We start from the raw sequence: 25,534 nt of genomic DNA, 5'->3' as shown, positions 1-25,534 counted from the left end.
CATTAATCTAATCACATTTATTTATTTAAAAACTTGTAGTATTATATAACTATTATTTAAACCAAAGTTAATCTTTTAGAGATTTTAATACTTTTGTTAAAATTACATTAATACTCACGCATCTTTAATTAATAGGAGTGGTACTCGGATTAATTAAGTAATGAAAAGAAATGTCTTGATTTTCAATGATTCGGTTATCGGTAGAGTATTTGAAATATTAAAAAGTCGGGGTGTCATATATTGAATAACGAGTATCCATATAGTGCTGATGAAGTACTAAATAAAGCTAAATCCTATTTATCAGCAGATGATTATCAATATGTTTTAAAAAGTTATCATATTGCTTATGAAGCACATCAAGGACAGTTTCGAAAAAATGGGCTACCATATATTATGCATCCAATTCAAGTAGCAGGTATATTAACAGAAATGCGCTTAGATGGACCAACAATTGTAGCTGGCTTTTTACACGATGTGATAGAGGATACACCATATACATTTGAAGACGTAAAGAATATGTTTAATGAAGAAATTGCACGAATTGTAGATGGTGTAACGAAGTTAATAAAAGTTAAATACCGTTCTAAAGAGGAACAACAAGCTGAAAACCATAGAAAGTTATTTATTGCGATAGCTAAGGATGTTCGTGTCATATTAGTTAAATTAGCTGACCGCTTACATAATATGAGAACGTTAAAAGCAATGGCTAGAGAAAAACAAATTCGTATTTCTAAAGAAACATTAGAAATCTATGCACCTTTAGCGCATCGTCTAGGTATTAATACCATTAAATGGGAATTGGAAGATATTGCGTTACGTTATATCGATAGTGTTCAGTATTTTAGAATTGTTAATTTAATGAAGAAAAAACGTAGTGAACGTGAAGCATATATTCAAAATGCTATGGATAAAATTCAAACTGAAATGAATAAAATGAATATCCAAGGTGAAATAAGCGGTCGCCCTAAACATATTTACAGTATTTATCGTAAGATGGTAAAACAAAAAAAACAATTTGATCAAATATTTGATTTATTAGCTATACGAGTGATTGTGAATTCAATTAATGATTGTTATGCTATTTTAGGCCTAGTTCATACATTATGGAAACCGATGCCAGGTCGTTTTAAAGATTATATCGCTATGCCAAAGCAAAATATGTATCAATCATTACACACTACTGTTGTTGGACCTAATGGTGATCCTTTAGAAATTCAAATTCGAACATTTGAAATGCACGAAATTGCTGAGCATGGGGTGGCAGCGCATTGGGCATATAAAGAAGGTAAAACAATAAATTCTAAAACACAAGATTTCCAAAATAAACTTAACTGGTTAAAAGAGCTTGCAGAAACTGACCATACATCTTCAGATGCACAAGAATTTATGGAATCACTTAAATATGATTTACAAAGTGATAAAGTATATGCATTTACGCCAGCAAGTGATGTGATTGAATTACCTTATGGCGCAGTCCCTATTGATTTTGCTTATGCCATTCATAGCGAAGTTGGTAATAAAATGATTGGCGCAAAAGTTAATGGTAAAATTGTGCCTATAGATTATATACTTAAGACAGGCGATATTATAGAAATTCGCACAAGTAAACATTCATATGGTCCAAGTAGAGATTGGTTGAAAATTGTTAAATCATCTGGAGCAAAAAGTAAAATAAAAAGTTTCTTTAAAAAGCAAGATCGTTCTTCTAATATAGAAAAAGGTAAATTTATGGTAGAAGCGGAAATTAAAGAACAAGGTTATCGAGTTGATGAGATTCTAACAGAAAAAAATATTGAAGTCGTTAACGAAAAATATCATTTTGCCAATGATGATGATTTATATGCTGCAGTAGGTTTTGGTGGAGTTACTGCATTACAAGTAGTGAATAAATTAACAGAAAGACAGCGTATACAAGATAAACAAAAAGCATTAAATGAAGCACAAGAAGTCATTAAAACATCACCAATTAAAGAAGATATCATTACTGATAGCGGGGTTTATGTCGAAGGATTAGAAAATGTTTTAATCAAACTATCTAAATGTTGTAATCCAATTCCTGGTGATGATATTGTTGGATACATCACTAAAGGACATGGTATTAAAGTTCATAGATCAGATTGCCCAAATATTAAAAATGAAAACGAGAGATTAATTAATGTCGAATGGGTTAAATCAAAAGATTCAACACAACGTTATCAAGTAGATTTAGAAGTCAATGCATATGATCGAAATGGGTTACTCAATGAAGTGATTCAAGCCGTAAATTCAACTGTAGGAAGTATTATTAAAATGAATGCACGATCTGATATTGACAAGAATGCAATCATTACAATTAGCGTTATGGTTAAAAATGTAAATGATGTATTTCGTGTAGTTGAAAAACTTAAACAATTGAGTGATATTTATACAGTTTCTAGAGTATGGAATTAAAAGAGGTGCTAAGGTATGAAAATAGTTGTACAAAGAGTAAAACGAGCATCTGTCACTAATAAATCTATTCATAACCAAATTGAAAAAGGTTATTGTTTATTAGTAGGTGTTGGGAAAAATTCGACGGAAGCTGATATAGAAGTATTAGCGAAGAAAATTGTTAACGCACGTTTGTTTGAAGATGATAACGGGAAATTAAATTTAAATATTCAACAAATTAATGGTGCGATTTTATCTATTTCTCAATTTACACTTTATGCAGAAGTTAAAAAAGGTAATAGACCAGGTTTCTCACAATCCATGCGACCTGAAGATGCCAAAATATTATACGATAAGTTTAACTCTGAACTTCAAAAGTATGATATTGATATTCAAACTGGTGAATTTGGGACAGATATGGAAGTTGAAATTATTAATGATGGTCCCGTAACGATTATATATGAAAGTCAGGATGGCAAAGTAATATGAATAAATTAGATACATGGTTAACTAAACATGATCTAAAAAATATGTTGACGTTAGTAGTAGTGTTATTATTTATTCTTTTTATAATATTATTATTTATGTTTATGAATCATAATGATCAAGATAGTAATAGACTAACAATAACGGAAGATGCAGAAATAAGAACAGGTCCTAATGCAGGCTATCCGGTGATATATAAAGTTGAAAAAGGAGATAGTTTTAAAAAATTAAAGACTACAGGAAAATGGATTGAAGTCCAAAATGCTAAAGGAGATAAAAAAGGGTGGGTTGCTGGTTGGCATACGAGTTTGAATATTAAAGCTGATGTCAATAAACAGGAAAATCCTTTTAAGAATAAAACTGTGGTACTTGATCCTGGTCATGGAGGTAGTGATCAGGGAGCCTCAAGCTCCACGGCTCTTAAATCTCTCGAAAAAAACTATACTTTGAAAACAGCACTTGAATTAAAACGGGCATTAGAAAAAGCAGGAGCGCATGTTAAATTGACGAGAACAGATGATAGTTATGTAAGCTTAGATAATAGAAAAGCGACAGGCGATGTATTTATAAGTATTCATAATGACTCATTAGATAGTCATAATGCTAATGGCGCTACTGTATATTGGTATCAAAATAGTCAAGAAACATTAGCAGAAATATTAAATGCGAATATTCAAAAAAAGTCATTACTTTCTAATCGTGGTGTTCGTCAACAAAATTATCAAGTTTTAAGACAAACGAATAAACCAGCTGTGTTACTTGAATTAGGCTATATAAGTAATCCTACTGATGAAAAAATGATTAGAAATCAATTACATAGACAGGTGGTAGAAGAAGCAGTCGTAGATGGATTAAAGCAATATTTTGCTTCATAATACTTGCAAACTTTTCCTAAAATCGGTATCATAATCAGTGAACTTTATAAATAATACCGTTTGTATTCTTGAAAAGACTAATGAAATAGTGGACAATCATAATGATTGTGAAGAGAAGTAATCCTAGGCTGAAAGATTATACTAGTACATTGGTATCTTTGAACACAAGAAAAGGTGCTTTGATAAAATAAAGCCGGTTTGCGTACGTTACACGTGATGAGTGGAGAATATTTTTATTCTCAATTAGGGTGGCAACACGGCATATCGTCCCTTATATAGCATGAAGCTATATAAGGGACTTTTTTATTAAAGAATTTTAATAGTTAACAACAATTTAGAAGGAGTGATTGTATGATTAAGATTCCTAGAGGAACGCAAGATATTTTACCTCAAGAGTCTGCAAAATGGCGATATATTGAAAATAAATTAGATGAATTAATGAAATTATACAATTATAAAGAGATACGTACCCCAATATTTGAAAGTACTGACTTATTTGCAAGAGGTGTAGGAGATTCTACTGATGTCGTTCAAAAAGAGATGTATACGTTTAAAGACAAAGGCGATAGAAGTATCACATTAAGACCTGAAGGAACTGCAGCAGTAGTGCGATCATATATTGAAAATAAAATGCAGGGTGAACCTAATCAACCTATTAAGCTTTACTATAATGGACCAATGTTTAGATACGAACGAAAACAAAAAGGACGTTATCGACAATTTAATCAATTTGGTGTAGAAGCAATAGGAGCAGAAAATCCAAGTATTGATGCAGAAGTATTAGCAATGGTAATGCATATATATGAATCATTTGGTTTAAAACATCTAAAACTAGTGATTAATAGTATAGGAGACCAAGCATCTCGTAAAGAATATAATGAAGCATTAATGAAGCATTTTGAACCTGTCATTGATACATTTTGTAATGATTGTCAATCACGTTTGCATACAAACCCAATGAGAATCTTAGATTGTAAGATTGATAGAGACAAAGAAGCAGTTAAACATGCTCCAAGAATTACAGATTACTTAAATGATGAATCAAAGGCTTATTATGAAGCGGTTAAACATCATTTAGATCAACTAGATATCAATTATGTTGAAGATCCTAATTTAGTGCGTGGACTTGATTATTATACTCATACAGCATTTGAACTCATGATGGATAATCCAAATTATGACGGTGCTATTACTACGCTATGTGGGGGAGGTCGTTATAATGGACTTCTTGAGTTATTAGATGGTCCTAAGCAAACAGGAATAGGTTTTGCCCTTAGTATTGAACGATTACTTCTTGCACTTGAAGAAGAAGACATAGAATTGAATGTGGATGAAGATTTCGATTTATTTGTCGTAACGATGGGTAAAAAAGCTGAACAATATAGTGTGAAACTTTTAAATGATTTAAGAAAACATGGCGTGAAAGCTGATAAAGATTACTTAAATCGAAAAATTAAGGGACAAATGAAGCAAGCTGATCGTTTAAATGCTAAATATACGATTGTAATAGGTGACCAAGAGCTAGACAATAATAAAATTGATGTTAAAGAAATGTCTACAGGTGAAACAAAAACAATTCAATTAGATGAAGTAGTTAGTTTCTTTAATAAAGAAAAGGAGAATAAATAATGGGTAAAAGAACAACATACTGTGGTTTAGTAACTGAAGAATTATTAGGTCAGAAAGTAACACTAAAAGGTTGGGTTCATAATCGACGTGATTTAGGAGGCCTTATTTTTGTTGATTTACGTGATAGAGAAGGAATTGTACAAATTGTATTCAATCCAGATTTTTCAAAAGAAGCTCTATCTATTGCTGAAACTGTAAGATCAGAATATGTGGTCGAAGTCGAAGGTTCAGTCACTAAAAGAGACCCAGAAACAGTTAATCCAAAAATAAAAACGGGTCAAGTAGAAGTTCAAGTATCTCATATTCATATAATTAATAAATCAGCGACACCTCCATTTTCAATTAATGAAGAAAATCAAAGTGTTGATGAAAATATACGTCTTAAATATCGCTATTTAGATTTAAGACGACCAGAATTAGCTCAAACATTTAAAATGAGACATCAAACAACTCGATCAATTCGTCAATATCTTGATAATAATGGTTTCTTTGATATTGAAACACCCGTATTAACAAAATCTACACCAGAAGGTGCGAGAGACTATTTAGTGCCATCTCGTGTACATGAAGGCGAATTTTACGCTTTACCACAATCACCACAATTATTTAAACAATTATTAATGATTAGTGGTTTTGATAAATACTATCAAATTGTAAAATGTTTCCGTGATGAGGATTTACGTGCTGATCGTCAACCTGAATTTACACAAGTAGATATCGAAATGAGTTTTGTTGATCAAGAAGATATTATTCAAATGGGCGAGGAAATGCTTTCTAAAGTTGTAAAAGATGTAAAAGGTATTGATATCCAAACACCATTCCCTCGTATGACATATGATGAAGCAATGAAACGATATGGTTCTGATAAACCAGATACACGTTTTGGTATGGAATTGCAAGATGTGTCTCAATTAGGAAAAGAAATGGATTTCAAAGTATTTAAAGATACTGTAGAACACGACGGAGAAGTTAAAGCAATCGTTGCTGAAGGTGCTGCAGATAACTATACACGTAAAGATATGGATGGATTAACAGAATTTGTAAATATCTATGGTGCTAAGGGTCTAGCTTGGGTGAAAGTTGTAGATGAAGGCTTAAGTGGTCCGATAGCAAGATTCTTTGAAGAAGAGAATGTTAACACATTAAAAGAATTAACAGGTGCTAAACCTGGAGATTTAGTAATGTTTGTTGCAGATAAGCCAAATGTTGTGGCACAAAGTTTAGGTGCACTTCGAATTAAAATTGCAAAAGAGTTAAAATTAATTGATGAATCAAAATTAAACTTCTTATGGGTAACAGATTGGCCTTTATTAGAATATGATGAAGATGCTAAACGTTATGTTGCTGCGCATCATCCGTTTACATCACCTAAAGATGAAGATATTGCTAAACTAGACTCTGAACCAGAAAAAGTTCAAGCAAATGCTTATGACGTAGTATTAAATGGATACGAATTAGGCGGTGGATCAATCAGAATATCTGACGGAGAATTACAAGAAAAAATGTTTGAAGTTTTAGGATTTACTAAAGAACAAGCTAGAGATCAATTTGGTTTCTTATTAGATGCCTTTAAATACGGCGCACCACCACATGGAGGCATTGCTTTAGGTCTAGATAGATTAGTTATGTTACTTACAAATAGAACTAATTTACGTGATACCATCGCTTTCCCTAAAACTGCTTCTGCAACTTGCTTATTAACGGATGCACCAAGTGAAGTATCAGATAAACAATTAGAAGAATTATCGTTAAGAATTCGTCATTAATCTTCATTTTTAAAATAGAATAATTTAGTGCTAAATTGGGACGGAAATTGAATTTCTGTTCCAATTTTTGTATAAACTAACTTAAATTTTAAATAACAATAATTATATTATGTAAACTTATATATTTAAAAGTATTTTAAAATATAAAATATCTTCATACAGTATTTAAGGATTTATTTAATAATCTCTTTATGATAAAATATATCTATAAGATAGTCATCTGTGTTGTTCGTATGTTTGCTTTTTATTTGGGCCTAACACTTTTTGATCAGGGAGCCCAATAGGTTTTCTTGCAGCGCACATGCCTCATTTGGAGGACTTGCAAAACAAGAAACAGGGCACCCACCTGTATATAGCAGGCCGAATGATCAAGCTTTTTATAACTACGGCAACTACGGACTCTATCGGTACGTAAGGCTTTAGGCCTTACGTATTTTTTTTTGCTTTTTTCTGTTAATATAGTATTAATATTTGCTAAGTAAAGGAGTTAATTATGAAACATCAATTTTCTAGAAATGAATTAGCCTATGGACAAGAAGGACTAGATTTACTAAAAGACAAGACAGTAGCGGTCTTAGGGGTAGGTGGAGTTGGTTCATTTGCTGCTGAAGCTTTAGCAAGAACTAACATTGGTCACATTATTCTTATTGATAAAGATGACGTAGATATCACTAATGTAAACCGTCAAATTCATGCATTAACTACTACCATAGGTCAAAGTAAAGTAACATTAATGGAAGAACGAATTAAACTCATCAATCCAAATTGTAAAGTTACACCTCTTCACATGTTTTATACTGAAGAGACATATGAAGATATTTTTAATAATTACAATATTGATTATTTTATCGATGCAAGTGACACGATTATATACAAAGTCCATTTAATGAAAGAATGTTTAGATAGAGGAATCAAGTTGATTTCAAGTATGGGCGCTGCGAATAAAATAGATCCAACACGTTTCAAAATTGCTGATATTTCAAAAACATACATGGATCCAATGGCAAAAATTATTCGTAACAAGTTGAAAAAACTTGGAATAAAAAAAGGTGTTCCTGTTGTTTTTTCAGATGAGAGTCCAATAGTTATTCGTGAAGATGTTAAGAAAACAGTTGGAGATGCAAATGCAATAAATCGAAAAGGTCAAATGCCTCCATCATCGAATGCATTTGTACCAAGCACAGTAGGTTTAATTTGTGCAAGTTATGTCGTAAATGATATTTTAAAAGATATTCCTGTACGTAGAATTAAAGATAAAGGTAACAACTAACAAAAAACCTATGGAAGAGATGAATGAAGTATTATCATCTTTTCCATAGGTTTTATTAGTTTTTATGATTTAAATTATCATACACTATTTTAAATTGTTGTTCACTTTTAGACGTTGTTTTTGGTTCATAATATATTTTATTTTTTAAAGCGTCAGGTAAATATTGCTGTTTAATATAACCATTCTCATAATCATGAGGATATTTATAACCGATAGATCGGCCTAAGTCTTTTGCTCCTTGATAGTGACCATCACGTAGATGATTAGGTATTTGTCCAACTTTGCCTTTTCTGATATCACTTAATGCACTATCAATTGCTTTTATAGCTGAATTAGACTTAGGAGATAGTGATAATTCAATTACTGCTTGACTTAGAGGAATTCGTGCTTCAGGCAATCCGAGTCGTTCAGCTGATTGAATAGCTGCTAGTGTTCTTTGACCAGCACTTGGAGAAGCTAAGCCAATATCTTCATAACTAATGACGAGTAAACGTCGTACGATTGTTGGAAGATCACCTGCTTCGATTAATCTCGCCAAATAATGTAAAGCAGCATTAACGTCACTTCCACGAATAGACTTTTGAAATGCACTCATGACATCATAATGCATGTCGCCATCTTTATCACTGATAAAAGCACCTTTTTGTAAACAATCTTTAGCATCTTCTAAAGTAACATGACGTTGATTATTGGAAACTTTAGCACTTAATACTGCTAATTCCAAAGCATTTAAAGCACTTCTTACATCACCATGACTTTGAGTAGAGAAATATTTTAGTGCATCTTCATCAATTTTTGGTTGATACGATTTTAAACCATTTTGATCATCATTTAATGCTCTAGTTAATGCTTGATATACATCCTTTTCATCAAGTGGATATAATTCAAAAATTTGTACACGTGAGCGAATCGCTGGATTAATTGCATGATAAGGGTTAGAAGTTGTAGCACCAATTAAAATGATTTTACCATTTTCTAAATGTGGTAATAAAAAATCCTGTTTTGCTTTATCTAAGCGGTGAATCTCATCTAATAATAAAATGACTTGTCCTGACATTTTAGCTTCTTCAACTACCATTTGCATATCTTTTTTTGTATTAGTTACTGCATTTAATTGTCTAAATTTATATTCAGTACTGCCAGCTATGGCTTTAGCAATACTAGTTTTTCCAATTCCAGGAGGTCCATAAAAAATCATAGAAGATAATTTTTTAGTTTCTATCATACGTCTTATAATGCCTCTTGGACCAACTAGATGTTGTTGTGAAATAATTTCATTTATATTTGTAGGCCTCATTCTTGAAGCTAAAGGTTCTGTATTCAATTTTTTCACACCTTTCTATTACTATATTAACTGAAAAAATGATAGAATGGGACTATATTATTCGAATTAAGTGAGGTAAAACTATGAAAATATCAACGAAAGGGAGATATGGGTTAACTTTAATGATTTCCCTAGCAAAAAGAGAGGGGCAAGGGTGTGTATCATTAAAAACAATTGCTGAAGAAAATCATTTAAGTGATTTATATTTAGAACAACTCGTGGGTCCTTTAAGAAATGCTGGATTAATTCGAAGTATTCGTGGCGCTAAGGGTGGATATCAATTAAGAGTCCCATCTGAAGAAATTTCAGCTGGCGATATTATTCGCTTATTAGAAGGACCTATTACTATTGTAGAAAGTATAGATTCTGAACCACCAGCACAAAAAGAATTATGGTTGCGAATGAGAGATGCTGTTAGAGAAGTTTTAGATAATACAACATTAAAATATTTAGCTGATTTTGTAGAATCAGATAACGATTTAGATGGTTATATGTTTTACATTTAAAAATTTAAATTAATTATGTTTAAAACTTTTTTACTGTGGTATTGGATTAAAGTAAGTAAAATTTACTTATTAAAAATTAAATGCTTAAATTCGAAAGGAGAATTTCAATATGGCATTCATGGATAAAGCAAAAGATGCAGCAGAGAAATTTAAAAATAGCGATAACGAACAAGTAAATAAAGTAAAAGATAAAATTAATGAATATACTGGTGGAAATAACGACAGTAAAGATGACAAAAAAGACAACAAATAATTAAAATTGTGAGTGATGATTTTAGTCATCACTCTTTTTTTATGAAAAATTTAAAACCTGTTGACAATTTATTTATGTTCAACAGGTTTTAATCAATATTATTTATTTAATTTTTGAATTACTCGTTTAAAACGCTCATATGATTCAAATTGTCTATCTTGGTCATAAATATAGCTTACGGCCATTATTTCATCAATATCACCATATTCCTCTAAAAATGCTTCTAATTTAGCTTTTACAGTTTCTTCAGAACCAATAAGAGAATCATCAAATCTTTGTTTTGCCATTTCATACTCTCTCGGTGTTAAAAGACCATTTAAATCATCAGTTGGTGGTTGAACTGGTTGCATTCTTCCTCGAGCAATACTAATGAATACTTGTGCTAAAGAACTAGCTAAATATTCTGCTTCTTTATCAGTTTCTGTCACGATAGCATTTAAACATACAATCATATATGGTTTATCTAATGCTTCAGATGGTTCGAATAAGTCGTGATAAATTTCAATTGCTTCTTTCATTTGCTGTGGTGCAAAATGACCTGCAAAAACATAGGGTAGACCTTTTCTAGCTGCTAAATGTGCAGAGTCAGTTGACGATCCGAGTATATATAACGGTACATTTTTATCTACCGCAGGATAAGCTCTTACATAAGCTTGTTTATTTCCTGGACCAAAATAAGTTTGTAATTGTTCTACTTCTTCAGGGAAAGCATACACACCATTATGTTGATCTCGTCTCAATGCACTTGCTGTCATCATATCAGTACCAGGTGCTCTACCTAATCCTAAATCTACACGATTGGGATAAATGGTTTCTAAGGTACCAAATTGCTCAGCAACAACTAAAGGTGCATGGTTTGGAAGCATGATGCCACCCGAACCAACTTTAATATTATGAGTATGTTCAAGCGTATGTTGTATTAACAATGATGTAGCTGAACTTACTAAATTAGGTGCATTGTGATGTTCTGCAATCCAATAACGCTCATAATCTAATTCATCTAATTTTTGAGCTAAAGCCACCATATCATTTATTGCATCTTTATCAGTTTGACCTTCTCGTATAGGAACTAAATTTAATGCAGAAAATTTTATATCAGACATAGACTATTTCTCCTTTTTATCTTTATTACCTAATAGTTTAACAATTTAAAACAATTACAGTTATTAAATTGCTCATACTTAAAATGATTATTGAAAGAAAAATAGTTAATATATTAATTCATAAACAAGAAGGTAGAAAATTTTAGAATGAGGTGCTATTATAGGAACATTGATAATATTGTGGGGAGTGTACTTAATAATGGAAGTATATGCAGATTATGCTGCAACTACACCAGTCAAACCAGAAGTTATAGAAGCAATGATGGATATGTATCAATCACACTACGGCAATCCATCTTCTATTCACTCAGTAGGTAGAGATGCTAGACGCTATTTAGATGAATCTAGAAGAAATGTTGCTCAATTACTAGGTGCTAAACCAAGCGAAATTATTTTTACTAGTGGTGCTACAGAATCAAATAATACTGCTATTAAAGGGTTAGTCTATGCTAATGAGCATTTAGGTAATCATATTATTACTACAAAAATTGAACATCATTCTGTATTACACGTATTCGAGCAATTAGAGAAAGAAGGATATGAAGTCACATATTTAGATGTAGATGATACAGGTAGAGTTGATTTGGATCAATTGGAAGAATCTTTAACAGATGATACTATCTTAGTATCTATTATGTTTGTCAATAATGAAGTGGGCACAGTAGAACCTATTTACGATATCGAAAACATTGTTTCTAATTCAAATGCTCTATTACATGTAGATGCAGTCCAAGCAATTAGCCATTTAGATATTAAATTTAGTGAGTTTAATATTGATACCATGAGTATTACTGCTCATAAATTTGGCGGACCTAAAGGTGTAGGCATTTTATTAGTAAAAAACAATACACCAATCGAGTATTCTCAATTAGGCGGCGAACAAGAAACTAAACGTCGTGCTGGAACGGAAAGTGTTCCACAAATAGTTGGAATGACCAAAGCTCTAGAAATAGCTACTAAAAATCGAGATCAAAATAATATTCATTTAATGCAATTAAAAGAACTTTTTTTAGTAAGTTTGCAAGAACGTGCAATTCCATTTGAAGTCAATGGTTCCATGGTAGAAACGACTGGCCATATACTTAATTTATATCTTCCATTTATAGATGTAGAAACAATGTTAACTTTATTGGATTTGGCAAATATTTATGTTTCGTCTGGTTCTGCATGTACAGCTGGTTCAACAACTCCGTCACATGTACTTGCTGCTATGTATGAAGATGAAGATCGTGCAAAACATTCAGTTAGATTTAGTTTTAATGAAATCACAACCGAACAAGATATAAAGTATATTGTTGCTGAAATTCATAAAATATATCATAAATTTAAGGAGGAATAGAACTTGTCAAATAAAGATATACGTGTTGTAGTTGGTATGTCTGGAGGTGTAGATAGTTCAGTCACAGCATATCTTTTAAAGGAACAAGGATATGATGTCATTGGCATTTTCATGAAAAACTGGGACGATACAGATGAAAATGGTGTATGTACAGCTACAGAAGATTATAATGATGTTATAGCAGTATGTAATCAAATTGGTATACCATATTATGCTGTGAATTTTGAAAAAGAATATTGGGATAAAGTATTCACATATTTCTTAGATGAATATAAAAAAGGTCGTACTCCTAATCCAGACGTCATGTGTAATAAAGAAATTAAATTCAAAGCATTTTTAGAACATGCATTAAAATTAGGAGCCGATTATGTGGCTACTGGTCATTATGCACGAATCCATAGACATGAAGATGGTCACGTAGAAATGTTACGTGGGGTAGATAATAATAAGGATCAAACATACTTTTTAAATCAATTATCTCAAGAACAATTATCTAAAGTCATGTTTCCTATTGGAGACATAGAAAAAAAAGACGTTCGTAAAATCGCTGAAGAACAAGACTTAGCAACAGCTAAGAAAAAAGATTCTACGGGTATTTGTTTTATTGGGGAACGTAATTTTAAATCATTCCTTTCTCAATATTTACCGGCACAATCTGGTGAGATGAGAACACTCAATGGTAAAAAAATGGGCATACACAGTGGTTTAATGTACTATACTATTGGCCAACGTCATGGACTAGGTATTGGTGGAGATGGAGATCCATGGTTTGTTGTTGGTAAAAATCTTGAAGATAATATTTTATATGTCGAGCAAGGCTTCCATCATGATGCATTATATAGTGATTATTTAATTGCTTCTGACGCATCATTTGTTAATCCAGTTGATTTAGAAAATGGATTTGAATGTACTGCTAAATTTAGATATCGTCAAAAAGACACTAAAGTATTTGTTCAAAAAGAAGATGAACAATCTATTCGAGTTACTTTCGACGAACCTGTTCGAGCTATTACACCAGGCCAAGCAGTGGTATTCTATAACGGAGAAGTTTGTTTAGGTGGCGCTACTATAGATGATGTATATAAAACAACAGGTCAACTTAGCTATGTTGTTTAATTTTTAGTAAACCGTTAACTCATTGTAAATGAGAATTAGCGGTTTCTTTTTAATTGTAAATTTATGTTAGAAATGGAGACATGGAAATGATTGAACAAGAAACAATATATCAGTGGATGAATAATGGTAATTATGAAGAAGCCATTAAAGCATTATTTAATAATATTGAAGAGAATCCTAATATTATTGAAAATTATATTAATGCTGGTATCGTTTTAGCTGATGTTGGTGAGATTGAGAAAGCAGAAAGATTTTTTCAAAAAGCAATAACATTAGATGACAAAAATGGCGCTGTTTACTATAATTTAGCTAATCTATATTATGAACAATCGCGTTTTCAAGAAGCGATAAAACTTTATCAACGAGCTTTAAAATATAATATGAATCCCGTTGATGCTAATTATATGATTGGTATGTCTTTTAGCCAACTAGATGCGCAAAGAGAAGCATTACCCTTTTTTATGACTGCTGCTGAATTAGATCAAACTTTGGACACAGAAGTTCAATTTCAATATGGTTTAACATTATGTCATTTAGAAATGTTTCAAGAAGCCATTAAGCAATTAAATTATGTTTTATCTATTAATTCTAATCACGTAGATGCATTATATAATTTAGGTCTTGCAACATATATGGAAACTGAGGATGCTGATAAAGCAATTCAGTATTTTGATAAAGCAATTCAAATTGATCCTAAACATTTATTAAGTCAGCATGCTAAACAAACATTTAAATCTCTAAAAAATGAGGAGGAATAATATGTCAAACCCTACACTATTTGATTACTCAATGGTTAAAGGAACAGTTGATACCATTCTATTTCAAAATAAAGATAACTTTTATACTGTTTTAAAAGTAGATTACATTGAAACTAATGAATCATTTGATAATCTGCCTACAGTTGTAGGGTTTTTTCCTAATATTGTTGAAGGAGATGTCTATACGTTTAAAGGACAAATTGTTCAACATCCTCGTTATGGTAAACAACTTAAAGCTGAAACATTTGAAAAAGAATTGCCTCAAACTAAAGATGCCATTATAAGTTATTTATCTAGTGACTTATTTAAAGGTATTGGTAAAAAGACTGCTCAGAATATTGTAAATACATTAGGAGAAAATGCAATAAATGATATTTTAACTGATCCTTCTGTTCTTGAAAATGTTCCTAGTTTAGCAAAAACGAAACAAAAACAGATTGTAGAACAGATTAGTGCAAATCAAGAGTCAGAAAAAATAATGATTCGCTTACATGACTTAGGTTTTGGTCCAAAATTATCTATGGCGATTTATCAATTCTATCAATCAGAGACTTTAAAAGTTTTAGAAAACAATCCATACCAATTAGTTTATGATGTAAAAGGTATTGGATTTCAAAAAGCTGATACATTAGCTAGAAATAATGGTATTGCTTATAACGATTCAGAACGTTTAAAAGCTGGATTATTATATACTCTTGAAGAAGAATGTATAAAACAGGGGCATACTTATTTAGATGAAAATGCTGTATTAGAAATTACAGAAGATATGCTTTCAGATAAGCATTTAGATGAAACAATTGAACAACAACAATTAAAACATGTACTACAAACACTTTTTGAAGAAAAGAAAATTATTTTAGAGAATAGTCATGTTGCGATTCCAAGTTTATACTATTCAGAACTTAAAAGTGTTCAAAATTTGTATCGTATCAACACATACAAAAATCACTTTAAAATAATAGAGCAATCAGATTTACAGATACATATTGGTGAACTAGAAGATCAAAATAATGTTAATTATGCTAAATCACAACAAGAAGCACTTGAAACGGCGATGAATTCGAAAATAATGTTACTGACTGGAGGGCCAGGAACAGGTAAGACAACTGTTATTAAAGGGATTGTAGAATTATATGCTGAAATTCATGGTCTATCTCTTAAGTATTCTGATTATCAAGAAGATGATTATCCAATCGTATTAGCCGCCCCAACTGGAAGAGCATCAAAGCGTTTACAAGAATCAACTGGCTTAGAGGCAATGACGATTCATCGATTAATAGGATGGAATCAAGATACTCAACCAGAAGATATTCTTGAGAATGAAATTAAAGCTAAGCTCATTATAATTGATGAAATGTCAATGGTTGATTCTTGGTTGTTCCACCAATTTTTAAGTGCCGTTCCACTAGATGCACAAATCATTCTAGTAGGGGATGAAGATCAATTGCCATCTGTCGGTCCTGGCCAAGTATTTAAGGATTTAATTGAGTCTAAAGCTTTTCCAAGAGTTAATTTAACTGAAGTTTATCGCCAACAAGATGGTTCTAGCATTATTGACTTAGCTCATCGCATGAAACATCATGAGTCAATAGATATTACAAAACGTTATCATGATAGAAGTTTTATTCATTGCAATGTAGAACAAATTCCAACTGTAGTGGAGAAAGTAGTATCTAGCGCTGTAAACAAAGGATATGATATGAGTGATATTCAAGTTTTAGCACCTATGTACAAAGGAAGTGCAGGGATAAAAAGACTTAATCAAGTATTACAAAATATTTTAAATCCTAAAGAAAAAGATACAAGAGAAATAGAGTTTGGCGATATAAAGTTTAGAAAAGGAGACAAAGTTTTACAACTAGTCAATCGACCAAATGATAATATTTTTAATGGTGATATTGGCGTCATAGTAGGTATATTCTGGGCTAAAGAAAATGCACTTAACAAAGATGTACTGATTGTCGATTTTGAAGGAAATGAAATTACATTTACTAGACAAGATTTATTAGAACTCACACATGCTTATTGTACCTCAATCCATAAATCACAAGGGTCAGAATTTCCTATTGTTATTATGCCTATTGTTAAACAATATTTTAGAATGTTGCAAAGACCTATTTTATATACAGGTCTGACACGTGCAAAACAATCTTTAGTACTATTAGGAGACCCAAAGGCATTTGACATTGCCTTAAATACGCAAGGTCAAGAAAGACATACACAATTAAAAACACTAATTATAAATTATTTTGGTATGAGTCAGGTTAATATAGACGTAGAAAAGAATGATGAACAGATAAATATAGATGATAATAATGCAGTTGAACACATTACTTTAAGTGAAGAAACAATTTATCAAATTAATCCAATGATTAATATGGGAAATGTTTCACCTTACGACTTTGTTGAACATTGACAATTTAAACAAAAATACTTAAAATAAATTTGAATTCGCATAAAGATGAGTAAACTTTTTAACTTAAGCAGAGATGTACTGGTTGGTGAAAAGTACAAGTTAATTTGTTGAACGCTACTTTGTGTTATCGTTAATATGATAATTAAGTGATGAGAAATTAAATATATTTCAAAAGTATTTATTTCTTGTAACTAGGGTGGTACCGCGAAAACGTTCGTCCCTTTGTTGGATGAACGTTTTTTTATTTATAAATGTATTAATTATATTAGGAGTGAAAAAATGAAAAAACTTAAAGCAAGTGATATACGTCAAAAATATATTGATTTCTTTGTTGAAAAAGGTCATATGGTAGAACCATCTGCACCACTTGTGCCTATTGACGATGATTCGTTACTTTGGATAAACTCTGGTGTTGCAACTTTAAAAAAATACTTTGATGGACGAGAAACACCTAAAAAGCCTAGAATAGTTAATTCTCAAAAAGCAATTAGAACAAATGATATTGAAAACGTAGGTTTTACTGCGCGTCATCATACTTTCTTTGAAATGCTTGGAAACTTCTCAATTGGTGACTATTTTAAAAAAGAAGCAATTGAATTTGCTTGGGAATTTTTAACTAGTGACAAATGGATGGGAATGGAACCAGAAAAGCTATATGTAACAATTCATCCAGAAGATGTTGAAGCCTATCGTTTATGGCATGAAGATATTGGCTTAGAAGAAAGTCGTATTATTAGAATTGAGGGGAATTTCTGGGATATTGGAGAAGGACCATCAGGACCTAACACCGAAATTTTCTATGATCGTGGTGAAGCATATGGTCAAAATGATCCAGCAGAAGAAATGTATCCTGGCGGTGAAAATGAGAGATATTTAGAAGTATGGAACTTAGTGTTTAGTGAATATAACCATAATAAGGATCATACTTATACACCACTTCCAAACAAAAATATTGATACCGGCATGGGATTAGAACGCATGACGTCTATTTCCCAAAATGTTCGTACCAATTATGAAACAGATTTATTTATGCCAATTATTGAAGAAGTAGAGCATATATCAGGAAAAAAATATCTTGAAAATAACGAACAAGATGTAGCATTTAAAGTCATCGCCGACCATATCAGAACAATCTCATTCGCAATCTCTGACGGCGCTTTACCTGCAAATGAAGGGCGTGGTTATGTTTTACGTCGTCTCTTACGTCGTGCCGTACGTTTTAGTCAAACGCTTGGCATTAATGAGCCATTTATGTATAAATTGGTTGATATCGTTGCTGACATTATGGAGCCATATTATCCAAATGTAAAAGAAAAATCAGATTTTATTAAACGTGTTATTAAATCTGAAGAAGAACGTTTCCATGAAACACTTCAAGAAGGCGTATCTATATTAAATCAACTCATTACGCAAGCAAAAGAATCTACACATCAGATTAATGGTTCTGATGCGTTTAAATTATATGATACGTATGGATTCCCAATTGAGTTAACTGAAGAACTAGCAAGTCAAGAAGGTATTACAGTCGACATGGCAACATTTGAAGCTGAAATGGAACAGCAACGTACTAGAGCGAGAGAAGCTAGACAAAGTTCACAATCTATGCAAGTTCAAAGCGATGTTTTAAAAAATATTAATACTAAAAGCCAATTTGTTGGTTATGAAACAACAGATTATCAAACAATTTTAACAGATTTAATTTATAACGGTAAAACTGTTACATCTGCTGAAGCTGGAGAAACAGTTTACTTTATCTTAAAAGAAACACCATTTTATGCAGTAAGTGGTGGACAAGTTGCAGATAAAGGAACAGTAGGAAATGATCAGTTCGAAATAGCCGTTCAAGAAGTTACAAAGGCACCAAACGGACAAAATTTACACCAAGGTATAGTTCAATTTGGACAAGTAAGTGTAAATAGTCATGTAGATGCAGCTGTAAATAAAGAAGAACGTAAAGATATACAAAAAAATCATAGTGCCACTCACTTACTACATGCTGCATTAAAAGAGATTTTAGGTGAACATGTTAATCAGGCGGGTTCACTCGTTGAAAGTGAACGATTAAGATTTGACTTTTCTCACTTTGGTCCAATGACAGAAGAAGAGATTGATCAAGTTGAAAGAAGAGTAAATGAAGAAATTTGGAGAGGAATTTCAGTTCATATTCAAGAAATGCCTATTCAAGAAGCTAAAGAAATGGGTGCTATGGCTCTGTTTGGTGAAAAATACGGTGATATTGTAAGAGTAGTCAATATGGCTCCATTTTCAATTGAATTATGTGGTGGTATTCATGTAGATAATACGGCTGAAATAGGGTTGTTTAAAATTGTAAGCGAATCAGGTACAGGTGCAGGTGTTAGACGTATTGAGGCACTTACCGGTAAAGCCGCATTTTTATATTTTGAAGATATTCAAAATAAATTTAATTCTGTCAAAGAACGACTTAAAGTAAAATCAGATAAACAAGTTTATGATAAAGTTGTTCAAATTCAAGAAAATGAAAAACAATTGAATAAGCAATTAGAGCAACGTAATAAGGAAATTACTTCACTTAAAATGGGTAATATAGAGGATCAAGTAGAAATGATTAATGGATTTAAAGTATTAGCTACAGAGGTAGAAGTATCTAATCCAAAAGAAATCCGTCAAACAATGGATGATTTTAAATCAAAACAACAAGATACAATTATTATTTTAGCAGGTCATGTTGGTGAAAAAGTTTCGTTAATTGCCGCTGTACCTAAAGAGCTTACAAGTCAGGTTAAAGCCGGAGATATCATTAAAAACATGGCTCCAATTGTAGGAGGAAAAGGTGGCGGTCGTCCAGATATGGCACAAGGTGGCGGCACACAACCTGAAAACATCTCAGAATCATTACGCTTTATTAAAGATTATATTAAAAACCTATAACTTTTTAGTCAACTGGTGTAAAATTAATATGTAAGTTAATACATGTCAGAGGAGTGTCGCATCTATGGAAAATATTGATAAAACTATGAAATTCGATTATGATGAAATTCCAAAAGAAAATGTCCAAACAGTTTTAAAAAATGTACATCAGACTCTAGAAGAACGAGGCTACAATGCTGTAAATCAAATTGTCGGCTATTTACTTTCAGGAGATCCTGCATACATTCCTCGTCAAAATGATGCACGTAATCAAATACGACACATTGATAGAGATGTAATTATGGAAGAACTCGTTTCAAACTACTTAAAAGAGAATAATAAATAAATGTTACGTCATAAAATTTTAGGATTAGATGTAGGTAGTAGAACTGTAGGTATCGCAATTAGTGATTTGATGGGCTGGACTGCTCAAGGACTAGACACTCTAAGAATAAATGAAGAAAATGAAGAATTTGGTATTGATAGACTGGTTTCAATCATAAAAGACAATAATGTTGGTTCAGTAGTCATAGGATTACCGAAAAACATGAATAATTCTATTGGTTTTCGTGGAGAAGCTTCCCTTAAATACAAAGAATTGCTTCAAGAGGCTTTACCAAATATTGAAATTATTATGTGGGATGAACGTTTAAGTACCATGGCTGCTGAGCGCTCATTATTAGAAGCTGATGTCTCAAGACAAAAAAGAAAAAAAGTAATTGATAAAATGGCAGCAGTTTTTATACTGCAAGGCTATTTAGATTCAATTCAATAAAGGAGAATTTCATTATGACTGAACATAATCATAATACAGAATTAAATATTAGTAATGAAGAAGAATTATTAACGTTATTCGATGAAAATGGAAATGAAGTTTTATATCGAAAAATGCTTGAATTTTATCATCCAGAATTTAAAAAAGAGTATGTTATTTTAGCTGAAGAAGGTGCTCAATCTGATGATGATGACATGATTGAGCTCATTCCAATGATTAATGAACCAGATGAATCTGGTGATGGTGGTAAACTTGTTCCTATTGAAACAGATGAAGAATGGGATATGATTGAAGAAGTTGTAAATACAAATATAGAAGAATAAACAGTCTTTTGTTAATAATAAATCTCTAATCAATTCACTTTGGTTAGAGGTTTTTAATATTTCAGGCTTAAATTTAATTTAGAATTATGATAAAATATTTAAAGTTAAATTACTGTAGCATAAATTTTTAAATATACAGTCAGTTACTATATTTATACATTAAAACATAAAGTAGGTTTATTATTTTATTTTAAATAATGTAATATTAGTTGACTGATTTATTTTTATGCCTATTGATATTAAAAGGGAAGTTATAGAAGTGGAATCAAATCAATCCTATTTATTAAATCTTCATGAACAGTTAAATAATAATATTGAAGAACTAAGATTTTATGCAGAAGAACACGCTGTTCCTATAGTGGATAAATTAACTTTAGACATGATAAAACAATTAATTAGAATTCATCATTCGAAAAATATTTTGGAAATTGGAACTGCTATTGGATATAGTTCGATGCAATTTGCTTCTGTTTCACCAGATATTTCTATTACTACTATTGAACGTAATGAGAATATGATAAAACAAGCAAAATTTAATTTTAAAAAATTTGAATACGAAAATCAAATTCGTCTTATAGAGGGCGATGCCCTATCACAGTACGATAAAGTGAGCAATCATTTATATGATATGATATTTATCGATGCAGCTAAAGCGCAATCTCAAAAATTTTTTGAATATTATACACCGTTATTGAAAAATGGTGGCTTAGTTATTACTGATAACGTTTTGTATCATGGATTTGTATCTGATATAGATATCGTACGATCAAGAAATGTTAAGCAAATGGTAAAAAAGGTACAAAAATATAATACTTGGCTTATGAAACAAAAGAACTATAAAACAAATTTTTTAAATATGGATGATGGTTTAGCCATATCTATTAAAGGAGAATGAATATGACTGAATTACTTGTCACTCCAAAATCTTTAAATCATATGAAAACATTGATAGAACTCGGTGCTGATGCATTTGTGATTGGAGAGCAAAAATTTGGATTGCGATTACCCGGAGAATTTAATCGTGAAGATGTTCGAAAAGCAGTTAATTTAGCACACGAACATGATAAAAAAGTATATGTGGCAGTTAATGGTATTTTTCATAATTATCATTTAAATGCCTTAGAAAACTATATTGAATTTTTACATGAAATAAGAGTAGATAGAATTATTTTTGGTGATCCTGCTGTCGTGATGTATGTTAAAAAACAAAATAATCCGATACCATTAAATTGGGATGCAGAAACAATTGTTACGAATTATTTCCAATGTAATTACTGGGGTGAAAAAGGCGCTAAAAGAGCTGTATTAGCACGTGAATTAAACCTAGATGAAATTTTAAATATTAAAAAACATGCAAAGGTTGAAATTGAAGTTCAGGTTCACGGTATGACTTGTATGTTCCAATCTAAACGTATGTTATTGGGTAATTATTACACTTTTCAAGATAGACAAATGAAAATCCAACGTAGTGAGAATGAGCAAGATTTATTATTATACGATGAAGAAAGAGAAAATAAATATCCTGTGTTTGAAGATTACAATGGTACTCATATTATGTCTCCTAATGATATCTGTTTAATTGAAGAATTAGAGCCATTCTTTGAAGCAAATATTGATTCATTTAAAATTGATGGTATCTTACATAGTGAATCATACATTAATACTGTTACAGCACAATATAGAGAAGCCATTGACTTATATCATGAAGATCCAGAAGCTTATGAAGATGAAAAATTTATGTTAATTGATCCAATAGAAGAAATTCAACCTGAACATCGTCCATTTGATGAAGGGTTCTTATATAAACAAACAGTATATTAAGGGAGGCGCCAGTATGAAGACGTTAAATGAAATTGAAGTAAATGCTAAAAGAAAAATAAAAAAACCTGAATTATTAGCGCCTGCTGGAAACCTAGAGAAGTTAAAGATTGCGGTTCACTATGGTGCTGATGCTGTATTTTTAGGTGGACAAGAATACGGGTTACGTTCTAACGCTGATAACTTTACTATGGAAGAAATTAAAGAAGGCGTTGAATTTGCAAACCGTTATGGTGCAAAAATTTATGTTACGACTAATATAATCGCTCATGATGAAAATATAGACGGTTTAGAAGATTATTTACGTCAATTAGAAGCTACAGGTGCAACAGGAATTATTGTAGCAGATCCACTTATTATTGAAACATGTAAGAAAGTAGCTCCTAAATTAGAAATTCATCTCTCAACACAACAATCTCTTTCTAATTACAAAGCTGTGGAATATTGGAAAGAAGAAGGACTTGATCGAGTAGTATTAGCTCGTGAAACAGGCGCTATGGAAATGAAAGAAATGAAAGACAATGTTGATATCGAAATAGAAGCCTTTATTCACGGTGCGATGTGCATTGCTTATTCAGGTAGATGTACTTTAAGTAATCACATGACAGCACGAGACTCTAACAGAGGCGGTTGTTGTCAAAGTTGTCGTTGGGATTATGATTTACTAGCTGTTGATGAAGAGGGAGAATTAGATTTATTTTATCAAGATGGCGAAGTTGTGCCTTTTGCTATGAGCCCAAAAGATTTAAAATTAATTGAATCCATTCCTCAAATGATGGATATTGGTATAGATTCTTTAAAAATTGAAGGGCGAATGAAATCTATTCATTATATTGCTACAGTAGTATCAGTTTATCGTAAGGTTATTGATGCATATGCAGAAGATCCGGATAATTTTAAAATTAAACCAGAGTGGTTAATTGAATTAGACAAATGTGCTAATCGAGATACAGCACCTGCTTTCTTTGAAGGAACGCCTGGATATGAAGAGCAAATGTTTGGTGTTCAACAAAATAAAAAGTCACCATATGATTTTTGTGGATTAGTTTTAGATTATGACGAAGCAACTCATATTGCTACAATACAACAAAGAAATCACTTTAAACCTGGTCAAGAGATTGAATTTTTTGGACCTGAAATTGAATCATTTAAACAGGTTATTGATGTCATTTATGATGAAGAAGGAAATCACCTTGATGCAGCACGTCATCCTCTTCAAATTGTTCAAATTAAAGTGAATCATCCTATTTACCCTAATAATATGATGAGAAAGGAAATCGGCTAATGACACAGACAACAATCATCGGAATCGCTGGCGGTTCAGGATCAGGAAAAACAACTGTCACAAATGAAATAATGAAAAACTTAGAAGGCCATAGTGTTGCTTTACTTGCTCAAGATTATTATTATAAAGATCAATCACACTTAACATTTGAAGAACGACTTGAAACTAATTATGACCACCCTTTTGCATTTGATAATGATTTACTTATTAGTAATTTAAAAGATTTGCGTAACGGTCAATCGGTTGAAGTTCCAACATATGATTATAAAAATCATACTAGAAGTGATGAAACAATTGCATTTGAACCTAAAGATGTTATTATCGTAGAGGGTATATTTGCTTTGGAAAATAAAACATTACGTGATATGATGGATGTTAAAATATACGTTGATACTGATGCAGATTTACGTATTTTAAGAAGACTTGTACGTGACACAAAAGAGCGAGGACGCTCAATGGAATCAGTTATTAACCAATATTTAAATGTTGTCAGACCTATGCATAATCAATTTATAGAACCAACAAAAAAATATGCTGATATTATTATTCCAGAAGGTGGAAGTAATAAGGTGGCAATTGATATAATGACAACAAAAATACAAACGCTTGTTGGGAAGCATTAACGAATAATATGTATTTTTCAAAATTAAATTAACTTGTTGAAAAGGAAGATGAACTTATGGAAAATCAAAAACAATATCCAATGACACAGGAAGGTTATGAAAAGTTAGAACAAGAATTAGAAGAACTTAAAACAGTTAAACGTCCTGAAGTAGTAGAAAAAATCAAAGTTGCTAGATCTTTTGGTGACTTATCTGAGAACTCAGAATACGATGCTGCTAAAGATGAACAAGGTTTTATTGAGCAAGATATTCAACGTATTGAACACATGCTTAGATATGCTTTGATTATTGAAGACAACGGTGATAATAATGTTATTCAAATTGGTAAAACTGTTACGTTTGTCGAATTACCTGGTGATGAAGAAGAAAGCTATCAAATTGTTGGATCTGCAGAAGCAGATGCGTTTAAAGGAAAAATTTCAAATGAATCTCCAATGGCAAAAGCACTTATTGGTAAAAATTTAAATGATGAAGTTCGTGTTCCACTTCCAAATGGTGGAGAAATGAAAGTTAAAATCGTTGATATTAAGTAACAAAAAATCCAAAAATCATTTTGATTTTTGGATTTTTT

General features: G+C 31.5%; 23 protein-coding genes and 1 other RNA gene. 22 read left to right on the top strand and 2 right to left on the bottom strand.

Annotated features, from left to right (window positions below; all coding sequences use genetic code 11):
- Window positions 1-240 precede the first annotated feature (240 nt).
- The 7 genes from CD034_RS06045 (at window position 241) to CD034_RS06015 (ending at window position 8,435) form a co-directional block, all read left to right on the top strand.
- Window positions 241-2,430, top strand: a complete 2,190-nt coding sequence (locus tag CD034_RS06045; protein WP_103288201.1) for a RelA/SpoT family protein — start codon at window positions 241-243, stop codon at window positions 2,428-2,430.
- Between the two features lie 15 nt (window positions 2,431-2,445).
- Complete coding sequence (dtd, locus tag CD034_RS06040) at window positions 2,446-2,898, top strand: D-aminoacyl-tRNA deacylase (RefSeq protein WP_002448984.1); 453 nt, start codon at window positions 2,446-2,448, stop codon at window positions 2,896-2,898.
- Complete coding sequence (locus tag CD034_RS06035) at window positions 2,895-3,770, top strand: N-acetylmuramoyl-L-alanine amidase family protein (RefSeq protein ID WP_002448967.1); 876 nt, start codon at window positions 2,895-2,897, stop codon at window positions 3,768-3,770. The genes dtd and CD034_RS06035 overlap by 4 nt, the downstream gene beginning before the upstream one ends.
- A 351-nt stretch (window positions 3,771-4,121) precedes the next feature.
- Window positions 4,122-5,399, top strand: a complete 1,278-nt coding sequence (gene hisS / locus CD034_RS06030) for a histidine--tRNA ligase (protein ID WP_002449002.1) — start codon at window positions 4,122-4,124, stop codon at window positions 5,397-5,399.
- Window positions 5,399-7,165: an aspartate--tRNA ligase gene (gene aspS / locus CD034_RS06025; RefSeq protein WP_002448935.1), complete on the top strand. Its 1,767-nt coding sequence runs from the start codon at window positions 5,399-5,401 to the stop codon at window positions 7,163-7,165. The genes hisS and aspS overlap by 1 nt, the downstream gene beginning before the upstream one ends.
- A gap of 214 nt (window positions 7,166-7,379) precedes the next feature.
- Window positions 7,380-7,570, top strand: a non-coding RNA gene (gene ssrS, locus CD034_RS06020) — 6S RNA.
- Between the two features lie 88 nt (window positions 7,571-7,658).
- Window positions 7,659-8,435: a tRNA threonylcarbamoyladenosine dehydratase gene (locus CD034_RS06015; RefSeq protein WP_002455249.1), complete on the top strand. Its 777-nt coding sequence runs from the start codon at window positions 7,659-7,661 to the stop codon at window positions 8,433-8,435.
- 55 nt (window positions 8,436-8,490) lie between these two features.
- Here the strand turns inward: CD034_RS06015 and CD034_RS06010 are convergent, their stop codons facing one another.
- Complete coding sequence (locus CD034_RS06010; RefSeq protein ID WP_002455250.1) at window positions 8,491-9,759, bottom strand: replication-associated recombination protein A; 1,269 nt, start codon at window positions 9,757-9,759, stop codon at window positions 8,491-8,493.
- An 83-nt stretch (window positions 9,760-9,842) separates the two neighbouring features.
- Here CD034_RS06010 and cymR point away from each other — a divergent pair, with 83 nt between their 5' ends.
- Both cymR and CD034_RS06000 read left to right on the top strand, forming a co-directional pair.
- Window positions 9,843-10,265: a cysteine metabolism transcriptional regulator CymR gene (gene cymR / locus CD034_RS06005; RefSeq protein ID WP_002448977.1), complete on the top strand. Its 423-nt coding sequence runs from the start codon at window positions 9,843-9,845 to the stop codon at window positions 10,263-10,265.
- Window positions 10,266-10,374: 109 nt separating this feature from the next.
- Complete coding sequence (locus CD034_RS06000; protein WP_002448973.1) at window positions 10,375-10,518, top strand: SAS049 family protein; 144 nt, start codon at window positions 10,375-10,377, stop codon at window positions 10,516-10,518.
- 98 nt (window positions 10,519-10,616) lie between these two features.
- On the opposite strand, the gene CD034_RS05995 is transcribed toward CD034_RS06000, so the two are convergent.
- On the bottom strand, window positions 10,617-11,621 hold the full coding sequence (locus tag CD034_RS05995; RefSeq protein ID WP_002455251.1) for an LLM class flavin-dependent oxidoreductase: 1,005 nt from the start codon (window positions 11,619-11,621) through the stop codon (window positions 10,617-10,619).
- Window positions 11,622-11,820: 199 nt separating this feature from the next.
- Here CD034_RS05995 and CD034_RS05990 point away from each other — a divergent pair, with 199 nt between their 5' ends.
- The 13 genes from CD034_RS05990 (at window position 11,821) to greA (ending at window position 25,496) form a co-directional block, all read left to right on the top strand.
- Window positions 11,821-12,960, top strand: a complete 1,140-nt coding sequence (locus tag CD034_RS05990; protein WP_002455252.1) for a cysteine desulfurase family protein — start codon at window positions 11,821-11,823, stop codon at window positions 12,958-12,960.
- A gap of 3 nt (window positions 12,961-12,963) precedes the next feature.
- Window positions 12,964-14,076 (top strand): tRNA 2-thiouridine(34) synthase MnmA, encoded by a 1,113-nt coding sequence (gene mnmA, locus CD034_RS05985; RefSeq protein WP_002455253.1) that lies wholly within the window; start codon window positions 12,964-12,966, stop codon window positions 14,074-14,076.
- Between the two features lie 86 nt (window positions 14,077-14,162).
- Window positions 14,163-14,834: a tetratricopeptide repeat protein gene (locus CD034_RS05980; RefSeq protein WP_002488003.1), complete on the top strand. Its 672-nt coding sequence runs from the start codon at window positions 14,163-14,165 to the stop codon at window positions 14,832-14,834.
- A 1-nt stretch (window position 14,835) separates the two neighbouring features.
- Window positions 14,836-17,250, top strand: coding sequence for an SF1B family DNA helicase RecD2 (gene recD2, locus CD034_RS05975; protein WP_103288200.1), 2,415 nt, complete (start codon window positions 14,836-14,838; stop codon window positions 17,248-17,250).
- Between the two features lie 279 nt (window positions 17,251-17,529).
- Window positions 17,530-20,160 (top strand): alanine--tRNA ligase, encoded by a 2,631-nt coding sequence (alaS, locus tag CD034_RS05970; RefSeq protein ID WP_103288199.1) that lies wholly within the window; start codon window positions 17,530-17,532, stop codon window positions 20,158-20,160.
- 64 nt (window positions 20,161-20,224) lie between these two features.
- Entirely contained in the window at window positions 20,225-20,485 is a 261-nt protein-coding gene (locus tag CD034_RS05965) for an IreB family regulatory phosphoprotein (protein WP_002448947.1), read from the top strand.
- Window positions 20,486-20,914: a Holliday junction resolvase RuvX gene (ruvX, locus tag CD034_RS05960; protein ID WP_002455257.1), complete on the top strand. Its 429-nt coding sequence runs from the start codon at window positions 20,486-20,488 to the stop codon at window positions 20,912-20,914. It begins immediately after the preceding gene.
- A gap of 14 nt (window positions 20,915-20,928) precedes the next feature.
- Complete coding sequence (locus CD034_RS05955) at window positions 20,929-21,237, top strand: DUF1292 domain-containing protein (protein WP_103288198.1); 309 nt, start codon at window positions 20,929-20,931, stop codon at window positions 21,235-21,237.
- A gap of 259 nt (window positions 21,238-21,496) precedes the next feature.
- On the top strand, window positions 21,497-22,132 hold the full coding sequence (locus tag CD034_RS05950; RefSeq protein WP_002448992.1) for an O-methyltransferase: 636 nt from the start codon (window positions 21,497-21,499) through the stop codon (window positions 22,130-22,132).
- 2 nt (window positions 22,133-22,134) lie between these two features.
- Entirely contained in the window at window positions 22,135-23,058 is a 924-nt protein-coding gene (locus tag CD034_RS05945; protein WP_037555620.1) for a peptidase U32 family protein, read from the top strand.
- Window positions 23,059-23,071: 13 nt separating this feature from the next.
- Window positions 23,072-24,340, top strand: a complete 1,269-nt coding sequence (locus tag CD034_RS05940) for a peptidase U32 family protein (RefSeq protein WP_002449013.1) — start codon at window positions 23,072-23,074, stop codon at window positions 24,338-24,340.
- A complete protein-coding gene (gene udk, locus CD034_RS05935) occupies window positions 24,340-24,963 on the top strand; it encodes a uridine kinase (protein WP_002448951.1) in 624 nt (207 codons plus the stop codon). Before CD034_RS05940 ends, udk begins: the two co-directional genes overlap by 1 nt.
- 56 nt (window positions 24,964-25,019) lie before the next feature.
- Window positions 25,020-25,496, top strand: a complete 477-nt coding sequence (greA, locus tag CD034_RS05930; RefSeq protein ID WP_002448959.1) for a transcription elongation factor GreA — start codon at window positions 25,020-25,022, stop codon at window positions 25,494-25,496.
- The last annotated feature ends 38 nt before the right edge of the window (window positions 25,497-25,534 follow it).

It is taken from the genome of Staphylococcus hominis subsp. hominis (genome assembly GCF_002901845.1).
GTDB classification, from domain to species: domain Bacteria; phylum Bacillota; class Bacilli; order Staphylococcales; family Staphylococcaceae; genus Staphylococcus; species Staphylococcus hominis.
Note: the sequence above shows the minus strand (reverse complement) of the source record. Positions and strands in the feature narration are given on the sequence as shown.